The following is a 14,704-nucleotide window of genomic DNA, read 5'->3' on the forward strand; positions in this document are numbered from 1 at the left end:
GCTTCGATCATGTCCGAGCTGAACCGCAGGACTTTTCTTTCCGCGGCCGCCGGTACCGTGGCCACGGCGAGCCTGGCCGCCAGAGCCTCGGCCGAGGGGCCGAACGAGACCATCCGCGCCGCGGTCTTGGGCGTCAATGGTCGGGGCAAGACTCACATTGAGGGCTTCACGGGGACCAAAGGGGTCAAAGTGGCCGTGCTTTGCGACCCCGATCAAAAAGTCCTCGATGAGCGACTCAATCAGTTCGAGAAGACGCACGGCTATCGGCCCGAAGGGGTGAGCGACCTTCGCAAGGTTTACGACCGCAAAGATATTGATGTCGTGAGCGTGGCGACGCCGAATCACTGGCATTCGCTGGCGACGATCTGGGCCTGTCAGGCCGGCAAGGATGTCTATGTCGAGAAGCCTGGCAGCCACAATGTGTTCGAAGGCCGAAAGATGGTCGACGCGGCCAAGAAGTATGAGCGGGTCGTCCAGCATGGGGTGCAACTGCGCAGTTCCGAGGCCGTGCGCGAGGCCGTCGATCATCTGCGGAAGGGGCTGATCGGCAAGGTCTACATGGCCCGAGGGCTCGTTTATCGTGACCGGGCCTCGATTGGCCACGCGAAGGACCCGGACAAGGCGCCGGCGACTCTGAACTGGGATCTCTGGCAAGGCCCGGCTCAGGAGCGAGAGTTCTCCAAGCGGATCGTCCACTACAACTGGCACTGGCACTGGAACTACGGCAACGGTGACGTCGGCAACCAAGGGGTTCACGAGACCGACATGTGTCTCTGGGGGCTTGGCCTGGAAACGCTCCCCTCGTCGATCGTCGCCATGGGAGGGAAGTTCCTCTGGGACGATGATAAAGAGACCCCCGAATTGCTCTCCAGCAGCTACATGTTCCCCGAGCAGAACCAGATGATCGAGTTCGAGGTCCGTCCCTGGGCCACGAACCCCGAAGCCGGCGCCGGGGTCGGGAACATCTTCTATGGCTCGGAGGGCTACCTCGTCATCAAAGGTTATAACCAGTACGAGTCGTTCCTCGGCCGCCATGGCAAAGAGATTGGTCCCAAGGGCTCAGACGGTGATCCCGTCGCCAAGCACTTCGCCAACTTCATCGACGCGGTCCGCAGTCGCGACGTCAAGTCACTCCATGCTCCGGTTGAGACGGCGCACTACAGCTCGGGCCTGGCTCACCTCGGCAACATCGCCTACCGCGTCGGTCGTCGGCTCAATTTCGATCCGGTGGCCGAGAAGTTCATCGGTGACAGCGAGGCCGATGCCATGCTGACGCGCAACTATCGTCCCCCGTATGTGGTACCCAACGAGGTCTGATCGACCTGAGTCGCCGGGGCATTTGCTTCGCTTGTAGGGTGGGTGTGACCCACCATCTTATGGGGTTATCAAGAACCCGGTTTGTGGTGGGCCTTGCCCTCCTACAAGAGCGATTGGATCCGGCCTTGCCGTATTGTCGGAACGTCGTTCTGGTCGATAAGGCCTGGGACTCATCCGTCGATTTTCGACTCTCGTATTTCCGTCGCCGGAGCGTTCGACCATGCCGGGAGGCTTCTCCCTCCGTCTTGCCGCCTGCCTGCTCTTCGTGAATGTTTTGGCCCTGGAGAAAAGGGCCACGGGTGAGGAGGTCGTCGACTTCTATAACGTCATCGCGCCGGAGGGGGCCGACCCTTGGCTCTGGTTCCATGAGGGCCAGTACTACGCTGCGGTGACGACGGGCGGAAACATCACGCTTTCTCGGTCACGCTCGCTTTCCAATCTGGGGGCGGGGGAGCGAAAGGTGGTCTGGAGCTCTTCGCCCGGGACGCCGGTCGACAAGAATCTCTGGGCCCCCGAGCTCCACCGGCTGGGGAAGGCGTGGTACATCTACGTCGCGGCTGATCACGGGGACAATGCGAACCATCGCATGTACGTTCTCGAAAATCAGGCGGACGACCCATTCGAAGGCAAGTTTGTTTTCAAGTCACAAATCGTCGATCCGAATCACGATCGTTGGGCGATCGATGGCACCGTGCTCAAGGTCGGTGAGAAGCTCTTCTTCGTCTGGTCGGGCTGGGAGGGTGCCGAAGATCTCCGGCAGAATCTCTACATCGCGCCGATGAGCGATCCCTGGACCCTGTCCGGGCCACGGGTCGAGATTTCCCGGCCGACCCATCCTTGGGAAATCCAGGGGGGGCCCCCCGCGGTCAACGAGGGACCTCAGGTCCTGGTCAAAGACCGGCTCATTCATCTCATCTATTCGGCCAGTGGAAGCTGGACCGATGCGTATTGCCTGGGCCGGCTTACCGCCGCGATCGACAGCGATCTCCTCACGCCCGCGTCGTGGAAGAAGCACGACAGCCCTGTGTTCGAAACCGCACATGGAGTCTATGGGCCGGGGCATTGCTCGTTCACCAAGTCTCCGGATGGGCGGGAAGATTGGATCGTCTACCACTCGGCGCGGCACCAGGGGGCGGGATGGAAGCGGCTGATCCGTGCTCAGCCATTCTCGTGGGATGCGGGCGGACTTCCCCAGTTTGGGTCCCCTGCCCCGCCCGATCGCCCGATCAGGATCCCTGGGGGGGAACCTGCCCGCCAACGCTATGAGGCCGAAGCGGCCTCGCTGGCCGGTTCCGCGCGCATCGCGCGCCAGACCAGCGCGTCTCGCGGTGCCAAGGTCCAGCTCTCTGGGGCCGGCGACAGTTCGCTCACCCTCGTGGCCACGGTCAAGGAGGCGGGGGCCTACGTCGTTTCCATTCGCTACCTCAACGCATCGGAACGACGTGGCACGGCGACCCAAACCCTGACGGTCGATGACGGCGCTCCCCACGGCGTTTCGTACCATTTTACGGGACCTGACGACTGGTCGAATGCATTCATCTCCGTCTCTCTGAAGGCAGGACCGAATCGCATTCGGCTGAGCCGGGGCGAGCGGACGGCCGAGGTTGACTGCATCGACGTCACCCCCGTCGAGAAGCGGAACACGACGCGTCGGTCCGTATTGATTCTCAAATAACGAACTTCTGTCGCCCCGAACGGGCGACCGTCAACCGCGGCGATCTTGCTCAGACGGTCGCTCCTCCGCGAGTGCCCAAACCGCGCTCGTCGGGACGTCTGTGCGGTCGTTCTTCTCCTGACTCCGTGTCAGCCGTGGCACCTTGTGTATCTTTACGAGGATCTCTCTCCATGCGATTCCGCCTCCCTTTGTTTCTTGCCGCGACGCTCGTCATGGCACTGGTCGCGTCCCCCGCGCAGGCGGGTGAGCGTTGGTCTGTTGAGAAGGCCAACGCATGGCAGCGCCAGCATGGCTGGCTCGTCGGCTGCAACTACGCACCCCAAACCGCGATCAATCAACTCGAGATGTGGCAGGCCGATACCTTCGACCTCGCGACGATCGATCGCGAGCTGGGATGGGCCCAGGACCTTGGTTTCAACAGCGTCCGGGTCTTTCTCCACGACCTGCTCTGGGAGCAGGACCGTGAAGGTTTGCTCAAGCGGATGGAGCAATTCCTCGTCGTCGCGGCGAAGCACAAGATCGGCGTGGTCTTTGTCCCGTTCGACAGCGTCTGGGATCCATTTCCGCGTGCGGGCAAGCAACGTGCTCCTCGCCCCCACGTTCACAACTCGGGCTGGGTGCAGAGCCCGGGCCTCGAGGTTCTCAAGGATCCCGCCCGGGTCGATCAGCTCGAAAGCTACGTCAAAGGGGTCATCTCCCACTTCAAGAACGATTCCCGAATCCATGCGTGGGACCTGATCAACGAACCTGACAATCCCAACAAGTCGAGCTACGGCACGAAGGAGCCCAAGGATAAGGCGGAGCTTGGGCTGAGGCTGACCCGCAAGGCGTTTGAGTGGGCCCGCGCGGTCGACCCGACGCAGCCTTTGACCTCAGGTGTCTGGCAAGGGGATTGGTCAGAAGAGAAGATGTCTCCCATTGCCCGGTTCCAGCTCGAGTCCTCCGACGTGATCAGCTTCCACAGCTATGATCCGTTGCCCGTCTTGAAGAAGCGGGTTGAGTCACTTCAGCGCTACGGCCGGCCCCTGCTCTGCACCGAGTACATGGCCCGCCCCAACGGAAGCACGTTCGAGGGGATTCTCCCCTATCTCAAGGAACAGAAAATCGCCGCGTACAATTGGGGCTTTGTGGCTGGGAAGACCCAGACGCAATACCCCTGGGACTCCTGGACCCGCGAATACACGGGAGAGCCCCCCGTCTGGTTCCACGAGATCCTTCGTGGTGATGGTTCGCCTTACATCGCCAAGGAAGTGGACTTCCTCAAGAATTTGAACCGGACCAAATGATCGAGGCCGTCCCGGCTTGATCTCCGAGACAAGTTGGCGAGCGGGTCGTTGCCCTGGCGGTGGGTTCTCAACTGAGAGCACACCGTCTTGGCATCGATCCGCTCGCCGTTTCATTGCCGACGATCCGCCACTTGTCCCAGATCCAGGCGTGGTCGCCTTCTCTCCGTGATGCCCGGACTGGTTACGCCGAGCTGGATTTTCGACGTCGTCGCCTCCTTGTTTTTTGATTCGTGGGATGAGCTTCTCCGTCATCGTGATTGCTGGGATCGGGGCTGTCGCCGAGCACGTGCGAGACTCCTTGGAGACTGGACAGGATGATCAAGGCCAGGACCGTTCCCAGAATGGCCGTGGCTTCGCGTCCGATGCCGGCCGCGACACCCACGGCCGCGGTCAACCAGAGACCGGCGGCCGTGGTCAGTCCCTTGATCTCATGCTGATCGGCCTGCTTCAGGATCGCCCCGCCTCCGATGAATCCGATGCCGGTTGCGATCCCTTGGATGACGCGGCTCATGTCGGACATACTCGTTCCCACTTGCTGCGCGATCAAGACGAAGAGGGCCGCTCCGAGGGCCACGAGCATGTGCGTGCGCAGCCCCGCCGCCTTACCCGACCGCTGTCGCTCGAACCCCAGTACGCCGCCTAAAATGGCCGCGACCAGCAGGCGGACGCCCATCTGGAGGGCCTGAGCGAATTCCTGCAAATCCGAAAAATCATGGACCAGCGCCTGCCACCAACTCATCGTGCCGAACCCCTCATGAATCGTCGTCGCGAGCCGAGCGAAATGTGCCGCCTCCGAAATTCGTAAGCCGGCGGTCAGCCAACCGCGTCATGGCGTTTCCTGCTCGGTTCCTACGAATTTCGCCGGATAGGGGGCACTTTCGCCTCGCGCTGCGTACCAGAGAATACGGTTGAATGTATTTTCATCAGCTTCGTCCGCTTCGTCGAGGTCCAAGGCCAGCGATTCCTTGGCCCAGTGCAGGGCTTGGCCTGTCAGCTTGGCGAGTGGAGGATTCATCTCGTCGAGCTCGATTCGGTTGGGAGTCAAGGTATAAGGGGTCAGGTCCGGCTTGGCCTGAAAGCAGTCCCGCATGGCGGTGGCCGAGAGATCGAGCTGATTCATCGGGGGGAGCCCGAGGATCAGTTCGATCGTCTTGACCATGCCCGTCTGGTTATAGCTCGTCGAGTCGACATACTTGCGCTTGGTGTAGGGGCTGATGACCAGGGCGACCGTGCGGTGGGAGTCGACGTGGTCGAAGCCGGCTTGCGGGTCATCCTCGACGATGAAGAAGCAGGTGTCCTTCCAGAACTGGCTCTTGCTCACGGCCTCGACAACCTGACCGAGTGCCAGGTCGTTGTCCGCAACCATCGCCCGAGGGGTCGGTGAGCCGGGTCGGGTTCCGCTCGTGTGATCGCAGGGAAGAAAGAGGTACACGAGGTTCGGGAATTCCCCTTTGCGCTCGTATTCGGCCAATTCTTTGATGAAGAGTTTCGCTCGGTAGACGTCGGGAATCGACATGACGAAGCCGGGATAGGCGGGGTGAGAGTAAGGTTCGAGCGATTTGACATTCACCTTGGCCTCGACCTTGAACTTGCCGGCATTCGTCTTGAACTCTTCGTACATGTCCGCCCAGGTGGCGCCTTTCGGAGCGCTTCCCTTGACGAACTCACCGAAGTTGAAAAACGTTTTCTTGCGTTCGAGCGCGTTGTCCCACAAGAAGCCGCTGGAGGCGAAGGCGAGCGGGTCGCTCCCCTCGTAGGGATAACTCCGGGTGAAGCCCCCGAAGGCCTTTTCCAGATAGTCGGTCACGTACGCTTCATTCACCCACTGGTGGCCGTCTGCGCTCAGTACGCCGCTGCAATAGAAGTTGTCGAACAGGGTGAACTCACGGGCCAACTTGTGGTGGTTCGGCGTCACGTCCTCGCCGAACATGACCAGGTTCGGATCGCCGTTGCCTTCAGCCATGTCGCCGAAGACCTGATCATAGGTGCGATTTTCCTTGATCACATAGATCACGTGCTTGAAGACGGACGGTTCGCCGTGTCGTTGGGGAACGGGCACCGCCGCCACATCCGGCCGCGCCTTTTCCAGGCCAGTCAGGCTATAAGCCAGGCGGTTGTTGGTGTTGACCTCGGCGGTCTGCTTGGCGAGCTGCTCGTCGTCGGGCACCGGGATGATCGAAACGCTGCCGAGGTAGTCGTGCGAGTTCATCCCTTCCTTTTCGGGCCGGGGCTCACGCTCGTTCCCCTTGAGCCGACTGAGTGAGCCCACTCCCTTGATGTTGGCGACGAAGAGCGTCTTTCCATCGTTCGACACGAGCACCGCGCCGGGATACCAGCCGGTCGGAATCAGGCCCGAGAGCCGGCTGTCCTGTGATTGCGGGGGGTTGGATTTCGAGGACGATGACCTGGCGCCGAGTCGAACCACGGCGATGCAATTATTGGTGCCGTTGGCGACGTAGAGCGTTTCACCGTTCGGACTGAGGGCCAACGCGTTGCAACCACTGCCGAACGGCAAACGGCCTTCGGGCCGGCAGGAGATCGTCTCGACAACCTCGTCGGTCTCGGTCCGAATCACAGAGACTGTGTCGCTGTTGGCGTTGGCCACGTAGACGAAGCGACCAGCGGGGTCGGAGATCATGCCCGAGGGATGAAGGCCGACGTCGATCGACCTGACTTGCCGCCACACTCCGTCCGTTCTTTTCACGACGGAGACGGTTCCATGATCGGCGATCCCGCGGCTATCGACGCGTGCCGGTGTGCCGGAACTGTCGGCCTGCGGATCGCCCTCTTTCGGAGGGTTGCCCCCCCAGTTCGTGACGTAGCACAGATCAGGACTGACGCAGCAGACCGTATAAGGAGCCACACCGACCTGGATGTTCTGCTCCACCTTGCCGCTGGCGAGGTTGACGAGTTGAACGGTATTGCCTCGCGTGGATGTCACCCAGATCGCCTTGTCCGAGAGTCGGGCGATCCCGGCAGGGTGCGCTGCGCCTTTGACGGCTGGTTTCTTCAACTTCACCGACTTGATCCATGAATACTCGTCACCGTTCATTCGGGCCGCGATTTGGACCTCGTCTTTGGCGTCAGTTGCATAGACTCGCCCCTCTTCGACGAGTAGGCCGGTGACGCTGAACCCCGCGCGTGACGTGAGCGTCTGCCGGATCTTACCGGTCGAGGAATCCACAAAAATCAGATCTTTGAGATTCTTGACGACCAGGGTCCGCCCGTCGTCGATCAGCGCCAGGTCGACCGGCCGGCCTGGAAAGAGGACCTGAATTCCCGCCGGATTAAGAATCTGGTTGGTCGGGACGACGATCCGCCCATCCGGTTGGCGACCGACCTTGAGCCTGTCGCGTTCATCGGCCCGAGAACTCGAGGTTGCGATGAGAGTGAGGACGAAGAGTGTGAGGAGCCGTCGGGGAGGAAGCGGCATGGTAGTTCATCTCACAGGAGTGACAACGAGCGGAAGTTGACGCATCAATGAAACTGTTCGATGAGGCTTGGCCCCAGATTTTCCTGAGGATTCAAGCCGTGATCTGAGCGCTGGGAGACCGTCTTCCCGACGCATCAAGGAGGGGGGCGGAGAGCACTCGCGGTTCCCGCAAATCCACGCCCGGCGAAAAATCGCACAGCGCGAAGGGATGCGGCCGATTCAGCGGGTGTTCCCACTCCGCCGAGACGCCAGAAGCGGCTGCACGACGCGAAGAATCTCCTCGGTGATGACTTGATGTCCTGCCGGGTTCGGGTGGCAGCCGTCTGTGGTCCACTTCATCAGTGAGACCCCGTCTTGGCGGGCGGCGGACCAGGCCGCGTAGTGGTCGACGAGCGGCAGCTTGCGCTCGCGAGCGATCGTTCGGACCACTGCAACGAAGGGCTCCAGGCGGAGGTTCGGATTCTCACCGAGCCCATTCGGTTGGGCGTCGTCGGCCCACCGCGGCGGAGTCATGAGGACGGTTTTGGCTCCGTCCCGTTCGATTCGTGCGATCAGCTCGAGGAGGTTGTTTCGATACTGATCGACCGTGAGTCGACTGGCGCCCTTGCCGATGTCGACGTAGCTGTCGTTGGTGCCGTACATCATCAGGACGACGTCGGGTCGGTTCGTTGTGAGAACCACATCGAGCCGCTTGAGTGCCTGGTCGGTCCGTTCTCCACCGATCCCCACGTTGATGATCGAGGAGTCGAAGCCACGAGCCTTGAGCGTCGACTCGAGCTGACCGCCGAAGGTTTGGTCGTGGGCGACGCCGGGGCGCACCCCCTTGGTGATCGAGTCGCCCAGCAAGAGGACACGGGGCGCTGGCTCCGCGGCATCCATCCTCAAGGGCAGGATCACGAGAAGGAGTAAGAAAAAAAGGATGGGTTTGTGGGTGGTCGGGTGAATCATCGTGTTGGCTCGTGGCACGATGGAGACGGCGACACGTGCTGGAAGTCGAGCCAGTCATCGCCACTCCCGCGAGAGCACAATACAACGATTATCGTGCGATGTCGAGCAACCACAACAAGCCCACGTGGCACTCAACGCCCGCTGGTGAAGCGTTCCCGTGCGCACAGGAAAGCAAATCAGGTCATGGGCTCACCTCGCGCACGTCTCCGAGAACTGTCGTTTCCCCCGGCTCGAGGTTCACGGAATCGCCAACTTTCGGTCCCGTTCCCTTTTCGTCGGCGATCCTGAGGACATATTCCTGGCCGGGAACGAGGCCGGTCAACGAGAATCGCCCATCACGGTCGGTCCGCGCGTCGTGAGGGGGGAGACTCGCGGATCGATGGACGTTCGGAGACCCTCGATAGGAGAGTAGGATGTCCGGCCGCGGTCGACCGTGACTATCCACCAGGCGTCCTGAGACGGCGCCCCACGGGCGGAGCTGAACGACGAGGGGACCGGCTTCAGAGTCGCGGACGGCCAGGGAGCCGGCGAGGTGTTGGTTCATGTGCTGAAAAAGGACGACCCGGATGCGTCGATCGGTCAGACCTGTCACGGGAAACCGGGCCTTCACACGCGACTGCCACCACCCTTGCCGCGCGAGGTCGCCGGAGGAGAGGCCGCTGGCCTGCGATCCGGCAAGTGGCTGGCCGTCGGGGCCGAGAATCGTGACCAGCGGCTCAGGACCGGCCGTGAGTGCCAGGTCGCAGGTCCCCGCATCGGTCAAGGCCGCCGGGTCGATAGTGGCGAAGGCATGGCATCGGGAGGGTGAAGTCGCTTCGTTCACGTTGGGGAACGTGGGTCTGTCTTCCGACTCGCCAGTCGCCACCAGATCGGCGTGCAGGAATCGGTCCCCCAAGGCCTTGGCCGTGATCAACCCCGGTCCTGGGAACGTGACCAGGGCATAGCGGCCGTCGCGATCCGTGGGACGGGCCTCGGCGGGAGCCAGTTCCCGAGACCGGACGGCCTTCTCGTTCTCCACGGTGGGTTGGTACTCGATCAAGGCCGCCACCGGAGCTCCGGTCGCCCGGTCAGTGGCGCGACCTCGGACCAAGACCCCCGGGGTCAGGGCGAAGTCGATCGAGGTCGATCCCGCCCCCGGCCGGTTGGCGAATTCGCGGGAGCCCGGGTGATAAGGCTGTCCGTCGGCCGGGTCGGCCCGCAGTGTCACCGTCTCACGGATGGGGAGGCCCTCGAGCCGATACTGCCCTTGTTCGTTCGTTGTCGTCCGGGTGAACGTTCCTGGCCAGTCCGTCAACGAGTCAAGGATATCCGAATCAGTGTTCCCGAATCCCACGACGTTCCGAACGCGGACACCCGGCAAGGGACGGTTCGTATCGCGGTCTCGGACGATCCCTTCAACGGGCCGACTTGGTGCAATCACTTCCACGAAATTTGATGAGTGGATCGAGTGCGTGCGATTTGAAGGTTCCCCGGGAGTTGGGTCGCTGACCCGGACCGAGACCGATGCGCCGGGGCGGGTGATGACGTTGAGGATACGCGTCGCGGTTTTCGGGCCCTGGATCAGCAATGTGCCGAGGCGTTCCCGGCCCAAGCCGGTGAGCCGAAATTGGCCATCGAGGCCGGTCGATGCGGGACGGATCAGGCTTGTCAGCCCCGCCTCCATCGGCCTCGACAAGTACAAGTGGCTGAATGCGCGGTAACCGGGCAGGCCCGCCGCGACGTCCTTGAGCCAGGAGGAAAGGTCCTCTTCAGGGGTAGCGGCGAGTTGGAGCACTCTCACGCTGACGCCTGCCACAGGCTGCCCTTCGAGGTCGATCAACCGGCCGGTCACTGGCACATCATCCGGGGGGAGCGTGAAAAGGAGACCGTCAGGCTCGCCGATTTTGAGATCCGCCGACCAGGCGGGCCCGTAGCCGTCGGCAAACGCCGCCACCAGTGGACCTTGTTCGCCCGCTCCGGCCGAACGGGATGCGGCGAGTTCGGATCGAGCGAGGGGGAAGTGGAACCGGCCGTCAGGTCCGGTCGTCGCGCGAACCGAGGAGGGGCGATCCTCGCCGGGCGGCGAAACCCCAGAATAAAGACGTGCGCCGGGGATGGGTTCCCCCTTAGCATCGAGGACGCGTCCGACGATCGCCAGCATCTCCGGGACGGCGCTCGAGTCTTCCGCCAGGGGTGGGACCGGCGCGTCAGTCAGCGAAGCGAGGAGGCGATCATTCCCTGATTTCGCCGGTCGACCGAGGCCAACGGCCAGGCCTGCGATCAGGATCAAGAGGATCGAACCGGCGCTCAGGACTTGGATCGGCCGGGCTTGCGCTGCGACTCGTATCGACGTCATTGGTGGGGTCCTCGCTCACATCCGGATCGGTCCAGAGATCGGCCTTCCTTCACGGTGTGATCCCTTCGCCGAGATCCGCGATACTGATTACCTCCTCACCGTTTCGGGTGATGAGCGCGTTTAAAATCTTGGGGTCGATGGCTCGATTGATGAACCGGGTAAATCCGTCAGCCGTCAATGCGACGAAACCGTCTTTGAATTGGCCGCCCAGCTTGGGGAACGGGTGACCCGGCATGTAGAGCAAGTCTTCGGGCTTCGTCCAGGGGACGGCCTTTCCCGCTTCGACCACCATCAGCGTGTTGACCGTTCCGTCCGGAATTTCGGGGAACGGATTGCGCCCTTCGACCATCGCGATCCCGTTCGTTCCTTCGAAAAAGGCGCCCTTGCCCGTGAACCCCTGATAGAAGGTCAAGTCGGTCGGCCTTGATCGGTTCACAACGGGTGCGTAGACCATGGGCATCTTCTCCAGCAGGGTCTTGTTGTGCGGCCCGTCCCAGGGCTCATCGGCTTTGAACTGATCGTAAAGTGCTTTTTCACCGATGAATGGCAAGATCGCCACGCGCCAGCTCAAGAGCGGTTTTCCGGCCACGCTGTAGATGGCCGGTGGGGGGAATCGCTTGTTCGCGTCGAGATAGGCATGGATTCCGCTGGCGATCTTTCGGAGGTTCGCCGCGCTGCGGACGATCAACTCCGTCTCTCGGGGCTCGGCGCTGTCCGTTTTGGTCTCGGACGATTTTGCGGAAGCGGCCTCCGCGGATTTCCGCGTGGCGGGGGCGTCAACGCGAGGGGTGGAGTCCTGCTGCGCAACCACGGCCATGCTCCCTGCCGCGGCTCCGGCCACGATCAGGGTCGCCATCACGGTCTTGATCTGCGTGAGTAACATGGTCTTGATGACTCCTTCGGAGAGCGCTTGGATTGACGCTGGGACCGTCCCGGCCGTCAGACCCATCGAAACGGTCATCGCGATCTTGATGGTTGAGTCCGCGAGTGTGGCGGGCATGGCTGAAGCTTGGCCCGTGGCCATGGTCGTCGCCAACAGTGCGCCTGGGAGGGCCACACCGCGACGGCTCAAGCGTCCCCTGAGGCGATCCCGAGCACGCGAGATCCGGGCGCTCACGGTTCCGACGGGCCGCCCCAGCCGCCGCGCCGCCTCCTCGTGGGTTAACCCTTGCAAGTCACAGAGCACGATCGCCGTGCGATACCGCTCGGGCAACCGGTCGATCTCCTCGTGCAGCGTCTCGATCTCTTCACGCACCGAGGGCATGAGCTCGCGCCCGCCGGCGTCGCCTGTAACCCTGGTCCCCGACATCGCCGCCTCCGCCTCGCGCCTCCTCCGTCGTTCGTTCCCAGATTTGACCTGGCGAGCGGTCCGGTGGGCGACTCCGTGGAGCCAAGGCCCGACGAGCTCGGGTTGGCGCAATGAGCCCGCCTTGCGGGCGAGGACGAGAAAGGCGGCCTGGAATGCGTCCTCGGCATCGTGCGAGTTTCGCAGCAATCCGCGGCAGACGTTCAAGACCATCGGCCCGTGCCTGGTCACGAGTGCGGTGAAGGCCAACTCGGCGTCCTTCCCCCGGCGCGTCGCGAATCGCTCGAGCAGTTGCCCGTCGGTGAGTCCTGCGACCGCCCCGCCACCAAAGAGCGTTTTGAGGGGATCGGCCATGACGGAATCCCTGGTCGCCATAGTTCCGAGGTCTCCGAAAAACCGCGAGTTCATCCCAATACTCACAGGTCAGAGACGGCCACTTGCATAATATTTCTTAAAATGGATTCGAGGGAGTCCCTGACGCCTCAGTCGGGTGAGGCGTGCTCGGTGACGCATCAAAGAGGAAGGGCTTCGATGACGAGAGTCTGACTCGACTCGCTCGTCCTGACCCTGCGCCGGGCCGGCTGAATCCATCCGCCGTGGCTTCGGGTGCCGGGCCAAATTTCGCCTAACTCGTTGCACTCAACGTCAGAGCGATCGGCCGTGGCATCATCGTCGGCCTCACAATTCCCGTAGGGTGGGCACGGCCCACCATCCCTATCTCCTTGCCAAAGCTGAGGTTAAGATGGTGGGCCGTGCCCACCCTACGGGAAAATCGAATTCTGGCCGCTGAATTATCGTAAAACGTTGATAAGAATATGGCGGGTTAGGCGGAGCTTCACCGGCCACCATCATAAACCTCCCTTTGGGCGAGGAGATCGAGATGGTAGGCCGTGCCCGCCCCAAGGGAGGGGTTCAAAACAAGTCCTCGAGCGGGCCGCCGAGTCGAACGGAACGCAACGCCTCTCGTCGCTTCGCGACCACGGACAACCCGCTGTCCCGGCCATCCCGACTGCGTGCAACCCGAGGGCAAACCGCACTAACCCAGAATGTTTCGGGTGTGCTGGGCAATCATGAGTTCCTCGTTCGTCGGCACGACCCAGGCTGAGGCTCCAACCCCACTTGATTGGCTGATCCGAGGTCCATGCGACGTATTGGCGGCAGGATCGAGCGTCAGACCCAACCAGGCGGCGCTCCGGCAAACCCGTTCCCGGATGTTCGCGTCATTTTCACCGATCCCACCGGTGAACACCAAGGCGTCGAGTCCCCCGAGTGCGGCGGCCATCGAGCCGAGCTCTCGGCTGATTCGGTACGCAAACAGTTCGATGGCCTCGGTCGCATGCGGGTTCTCGCTCGCCTGGAGTTCACGCATATCGCTCGAAATTCCGGAAACGCCAAGCAACCCGGACTGGTGGTAGATCAATTGCTCAAGTGCGGCGGCGTCCATCCCATGCTGCTTCATGAGATACGTCATCAGGCCGGGGTCGAGAGTCCCGGCGCGGGTGCCCATCGCCAGACCGTCCGCGGGGGTGAAGCTCATGGTGGTCGCGACACTTTGTCCGTTATGCATCGCGCACAGACTCGCCCCATTCCCGAGGTGAGCGACCACCGTACGGCCCGCCGCGGCCACAGGGTCGAGCTGGCGGAAGGCCGAGGAAACGTACTCATAAGAGAGTCCATGGAACCCGTACCGGCGGACTCCCTGAGCGGTGAGCCAGCGCGGCAGGGCGAAGAGCTGGGCGAGCGGCGGCTGACCACGGTGGAAGGCGGTGTCGAAACAGGCCACCTGCGGCAACTCCGGCACATGCTCGGCCACCGCTCGGATGGCTGCCAGGCTCTGAGGCTGGTGGAGGGGCGCCAGGGGAACCAGCTCGTCGAGCGCGGCGAGCACGGCCGCGTCGATCCGGACCGGCCCCGTGAAATGGGTTCCGCCGTGGACCACCCGGTGTCCGGCCTCGACGACGTGAAGGCCTTTCAACTCGCCTCGGCCCCACTCGAACAGGAACTCGATCGCGGCTCGATGGCTGAGGCCGGTGTTCGAGTTCCACGTACGCTCGCCGATCACGGCTCCGTTGACGTCCTTCGCCTTGAAGTGGGGCCGGGTCTCAAGCCCCTCGATCTGGCCGGAGACCAGCAGGGTCGGCACATCATCGATCAGGAAGACTGAAAATTTCAGGCTCGATGAGCCCGCGTTCAGAATCACTTGGGCGCTGGCCATGTGGCACCTCATCGGGCGGCCGGTGCCGCGTAAGCAGACGTGTCCGGGCCTGAAATCACACTTGGGCTTAGGCTCGATCTCAAGCGGTTGAATTGAACCGGGAATCAGGGATTGTTGGGGACCACGGATTCAGGACTCGGAACCCGTGGTCCCCGGCGACCGGTCAGTACTTACGAAGACTCTCTGTTC

General features: G+C 62.4%; 9 protein-coding genes. 3 read left to right on the forward strand and 6 right to left on the reverse strand.

Going from position 1 to position 14,704, the window contains the following annotated elements:
• The first annotated feature begins 9 nt into the window (after window positions 1-9).
• The 3 genes from V5E97_RS31795 (at window position 10) to V5E97_RS31805 (ending at window position 4,278) form a co-directional block, all read left to right on the forward strand.
• Window positions 10-1,317 carry a Gfo/Idh/MocA family oxidoreductase gene (locus V5E97_RS31795; protein WP_406695567.1) on the forward strand — a complete coding sequence of 436 codons (1,308 nt, stop codon included), beginning with the start codon at window positions 10-12 and terminating at the stop codon, window positions 1,315-1,317.
• 220 nt (window positions 1,318-1,537) lie between these two features.
• Window positions 1,538-2,992, forward strand: a complete 1,455-nt coding sequence (locus V5E97_RS31800) for a family 43 glycosylhydrolase (protein WP_406695568.1) — start codon at window positions 1,538-1,540, stop codon at window positions 2,990-2,992.
• A 170-nt stretch (window positions 2,993-3,162) separates the two neighbouring features.
• A complete protein-coding gene (locus tag V5E97_RS31805; protein WP_406695569.1) occupies window positions 3,163-4,278 on the forward strand; it encodes an endo-1,4-beta-xylanase in 1,116 nt (371 codons plus the stop codon).
• Between the two features lie 181 nt (window positions 4,279-4,459).
• Here V5E97_RS31805 and V5E97_RS31810 read toward each other — a convergent pair whose 3' ends face one another.
• The 6 genes from V5E97_RS31810 to V5E97_RS31835 form a co-directional block, all read right to left on the reverse strand.
• Window positions 4,460-5,017: an MgtC/SapB family protein gene (locus V5E97_RS31810; RefSeq protein WP_406695570.1), complete on the reverse strand. Its 558-nt coding sequence runs from the start codon at window positions 5,015-5,017 to the stop codon at window positions 4,460-4,462.
• Between the two features lie 87 nt (window positions 5,018-5,104).
• Entirely contained in the window at window positions 5,105-7,711 is a 2,607-nt protein-coding gene (locus V5E97_RS31815) for an alkaline phosphatase family protein (protein ID WP_406695571.1), read from the reverse strand.
• Window positions 7,712-7,930: 219 nt separating this feature from the next.
• On the reverse strand, window positions 7,931-8,659 hold the full coding sequence (locus V5E97_RS31820) for an SGNH/GDSL hydrolase family protein (protein ID WP_406695572.1): 729 nt from the start codon (window positions 8,657-8,659) through the stop codon (window positions 7,931-7,933).
• A gap of 181 nt (window positions 8,660-8,840) precedes the next feature.
• Window positions 8,841-10,994 (reverse strand): peptidase associated/transthyretin-like domain-containing protein, encoded by a 2,154-nt coding sequence (locus tag V5E97_RS31825; protein WP_406695573.1) that lies wholly within the window; start codon window positions 10,992-10,994, stop codon window positions 8,841-8,843.
• A gap of 49 nt (window positions 10,995-11,043) precedes the next feature.
• Window positions 11,044-12,654 (reverse strand): sigma-70 family RNA polymerase sigma factor, encoded by a 1,611-nt coding sequence (locus V5E97_RS31830; RefSeq protein WP_406695574.1) that lies wholly within the window; start codon window positions 12,652-12,654, stop codon window positions 11,044-11,046.
• A gap of 682 nt (window positions 12,655-13,336) precedes the next feature.
• Window positions 13,337-14,515 (reverse strand): acetate/propionate family kinase, encoded by a 1,179-nt coding sequence (locus tag V5E97_RS31835; RefSeq protein WP_406695575.1) that lies wholly within the window; start codon window positions 14,513-14,515, stop codon window positions 13,337-13,339.
• Between the last annotated feature and the right edge of the window lie 189 nt (window positions 14,516-14,704).

Origin of the sequence: Singulisphaera photorubra (genome assembly GCF_045290345.1) — a bacterium.
GTDB lineage: Bacteria > Planctomycetota > Planctomycetia > Isosphaerales > Isosphaeraceae > Singulisphaera.

What these genes read in the sequence shown, in the direction of transcription:
- V5E97_RS31795 (WP_406695567.1), top strand. Translation starts at nt 10, where the DNA reads ATGTCCGAGCTGAACCGCAGGACTTTTCTTTCCGCGGCCGCCGGTACC.
- V5E97_RS31800 (WP_406695568.1), top strand. Translation starts at nt 1,538, where the DNA reads ATGCCGGGAGGCTTCTCCCTCCGTCTTGCCGCCTGCCTGCTCTTCGTG.
- V5E97_RS31805 (WP_406695569.1), top strand. Translation starts at nt 3,163, where the DNA reads ATGCGATTCCGCCTCCCTTTGTTTCTTGCCGCGACGCTCGTCATGGCA.
- V5E97_RS31810 (WP_406695570.1), bottom strand. Translation starts at nt 5,017, where the DNA reads ATGAGTTGGTGGCAGGCGCTGGTCCATGATTTTTCGGATTTGCAGGAA.
- V5E97_RS31815 (WP_406695571.1), bottom strand. Translation starts at nt 7,711, where the DNA reads ATGCCGCTTCCTCCCCGACGGCTCCTCACACTCTTCGTCCTCACTCTC.
- V5E97_RS31820 (WP_406695572.1), bottom strand. Translation starts at nt 8,659, where the DNA reads ATGATTCACCCGACCACCCACAAACCCATCCTTTTTTTCTTACTCCTT.
- V5E97_RS31825 (WP_406695573.1), bottom strand. Translation starts at nt 10,994, where the DNA reads ATGACGTCGATACGAGTCGCAGCGCAAGCCCGGCCGATCCAAGTCCTG.
- V5E97_RS31830 (WP_406695574.1), bottom strand. Translation starts at nt 12,654, where the DNA reads ATGGCCGATCCCCTCAAAACGCTCTTTGGTGGCGGGGCGGTCGCAGGA.
- V5E97_RS31835 (WP_406695575.1), bottom strand. Translation starts at nt 14,515, where the DNA reads ATGGCCAGCGCCCAAGTGATTCTGAACGCGGGCTCATCGAGCCTGAAA.